We start from the raw sequence: 2441 nt of genomic DNA on the forward strand, positions 1-2441 counted from the left end.
CGGTGCGGTCGAGGGTGATGACGGCACCGATCGCGGCCGCCGACGCCCCGGCCGCGAGCAGGCCGAGCTTCGCCACCGCGGACAGCGCGTACCCCGCGCCGGCCACGACCTTGCGCCGCCGGACCCGGTCGGCGACGTACCCGCCGACGATCCGCAGCAACGCCGTCGCGCCGGTGTAGAGGCCGTCGACCAGCCCGTACGCGGCCGGGCTCAGGTGCAGGCCGAGCACCAGGTAGACCGGCAGGATCGCGGTGACCATCTCCGAGGAGACGTCGGTGACCAGGCTGACCGCGCCGAGCGCGAAGACGTTCGCGCCGACCGCCGAGAGCTTGCCCTTCGCGGCGTGCTCTCGGCGGCCGATGGTGGAGAGGTACACGCGGGCTACTGCCAGACGTCGAGGATCGGCGACTTGCTCGCGGCGCCGCCGATGCCCGGCAGGCCGTAGGACGCCTCGATCGTGCGCAGCACGGTGTAGTGGTTGATCGATTCGCTGTAGCTGCCCGGGACGACGTGCGCGCCGGTGAAGCTGGTGAAGATCTGGTTGACCGACGTGCCGCTGTCCTCGTCGAAGGTGGTGATCAGCAGGCTGTTGTGCGTCTTGGCCCACTGCGCGTAGGCGTCGAGGTGGTTCTTCAGCCAGGTGTCGCCGGTGCTGATGCTGCAGTCGTGCATGTCGTTGCACATATCGGGCGTGACGAACGAAACGGTCGGCAGCTGGGTGAAGTCGGTCGGGAAGGTGGAGAACCGGACATTGCTGGCGGCCGGGACGTTCGAGAAGTCGACCCAGCTGTTGTGCTTGCGGCGGTAGGTGCCGCTGGAGCAGCCGGTGTAGCCGTCGGACGGCATGGCTTCGGAGTAGCCCTTGAAGGACTTGCCCGCGCCGATCAGCTGCTGGCCGAGGTTGGCCTTGGCGCCGAGGTTGGCGGGGCAGGTGTCGTCGGTGACGCCCTGCGTCGCGCCCGAGAAGAGGGCGACGTAGTTGGGCTGGCTCGGGTGGGTGATGGCGAAGGAGTTCGTGAACTTCGCGCTCTGCGAGGCGAGGGTGTTGAAGTAGGGCGCGCTGGAACTGCCGTTGATCGAGGAATACTTCTTGTTCTCGAACATCACCAGGACGATGTGGTCGAACGCCGGGACGGCCGCCGCGGTGGGCTGCACGGCGGGCTCCTCCGTCCGGGTGACGACCGCGGCCGTGGCGGCGCCTGCCGTGACGAGCGCGGCGGCGGCGAACACGGCGACGATCCGCTTGCGGATCATGGGTCCTCCAGCGTGTGGTGGGTGCGGGCGCCTCATGATGCTCACGCCGGAGGGCTGGTACGTGCCGTGTTGTGGTCCGGTTGGTGAACACCTGGAAACCTTCGGCGGACAACGGAAAGAGTGGGTTAATGGCTTTCCGGTGTCAACCTCCTTTGGTAGGTGTCCACAATGGCCGGTCAGGGAGTTGACAGGTCGCTCCCAGCTCGTTCAAAGGAAGCGCGCCGAAACTCGGTCACATGGACCACACGACGGCGAACAGGACCGCTCACCGGGAACGGGGCCGCCGCAAGGCCGCCCTGGCCACCGCGGCGGCCGCCCTGCTGGGCGCGGCCGCCGCCGGCGCGATCGGCTTCGGCCTGTCGTCGGCGAACGCGGACACCGTGCAGAACACGACGACCACCGGTGACCAGGACCAGCTCCAGGCCCCGGACGGCGGCCTGAGCTCGGGCTCCGGCTCCGCGCACACGGGCTCGGGCGCCTCGTGACCCCCGCGGCGACGGCGTTCCGCGCCCTGGGCACGACGGCGGAGGTACTGGTCACGGACCCGGCCCGGCTCGGCGCGGCGGCGGAGCTGCTGCACGAGGAGCTGGCCGCGATTGATCTGGCGTGCAGCCGGTTTCGGGCGGATTCGGAGATTTCGCGGCTGCACGAGCAGGCGGGGAAGCAGGTCCGGGTGGGCGCGTTGCTGGCGGAGGCGCTGGGCGTGGCGCTGCGGGCGGCCCGGGTGAGTGACGGGTTGGTCGATCCGACGGTCGGTTCGGCCGTGCGGGAGCTGGGGTACGACCGCGACTTCGCCGAGGTGGTGGCCCGAGTGCCGGACATTTCCGGCGGCAGGGGAGTCGCGGGTCCGAACCGCGAAACGGTTCCACCCGAGCAGGCCCGGAGCGAAACGCTCGACGAACCCACCACGGACCTGCCGGTTCCCGCGCCCGGCTGGCACCGCGTCCTCTTCGACCCCGGGCAGTGCCTCGTCGTCCTGCCCCGCGGCATCCGGCTCGACCTCGGCGCCACCGCGAAGGCCCTCGCCGCCGACCGGGCCGCGCGGCGGATCCACTCCGTCGTCGGCTGCGGCGCCCTCGTCAACCTCGGTGGGGACCTGCGTGCCGCCGGGCGTGGGCCGGACGGGGGTTGGCAGGTCGCGCTCGGCGACGACCACGCCGATGCCGTCGACCACGCCGATGCCGTCG

Annotated in this window: 4 protein-coding genes; 2 read left to right on the forward strand and 2 right to left on the reverse strand. The window is 70.8% G+C overall.

Annotated features, from left to right (window positions below):
* Positions 1-376, reverse strand: a 376-nt coding sequence (locus G3I65_RS36875) for an MFS transporter (protein WP_163046817.1), incomplete at its 3' end; no start/stop codon positions are given.
* Positions 377-381: 5 nt separating this feature from the next.
* On the reverse strand, positions 382-1254 hold the full coding sequence (locus tag G3I65_RS36880; protein WP_160700194.1) for an alkaline phosphatase family protein: 873 nt from the start codon (positions 1252-1254) through the stop codon (positions 382-384).
* A 236-nt stretch (positions 1255-1490) separates the two neighbouring features.
* Here G3I65_RS36880 and G3I65_RS36885 point away from each other — a divergent pair, with 236 nt between their 5' ends.
* Together G3I65_RS36885 and G3I65_RS36890 are read left to right on the forward strand one after the other, a co-directional pair.
* Positions 1491-1739: a hypothetical protein gene (locus G3I65_RS36885; RefSeq protein ID WP_160700195.1), complete on the forward strand. Its 249-nt coding sequence runs from the start codon at positions 1491-1493 to the stop codon at positions 1737-1739.
* The coding region (locus G3I65_RS36890; RefSeq protein WP_160700196.1) for an FAD:protein FMN transferase at positions 1736-2441 on the forward strand (706 nt) is incomplete at its 3' end. The genes G3I65_RS36885 and G3I65_RS36890, both read left to right, overlap by 4 nt.

Origin of the sequence: Amycolatopsis sp. SID8362 (assembly GCF_010550475.1) — a bacterium.
In the GTDB taxonomy this organism is placed as follows: Bacteria; Actinomycetota; Actinomycetes; order Mycobacteriales; family Pseudonocardiaceae; genus Amycolatopsis; species Amycolatopsis eburnea.

Coding starts and splice junctions, on each gene's coding strand:
- G3I65_RS36880 (WP_160700194.1), bottom strand. CDS start 1,254: ATGATCCGCAAGCGGATCGTCGCCGTGTTCGCCGCCGCCGCGCTCGTC.
- G3I65_RS36885 (WP_160700195.1), top strand. CDS start 1,491: ATGGACCACACGACGGCGAACAGGACCGCTCACCGGGAACGGGGCCGC.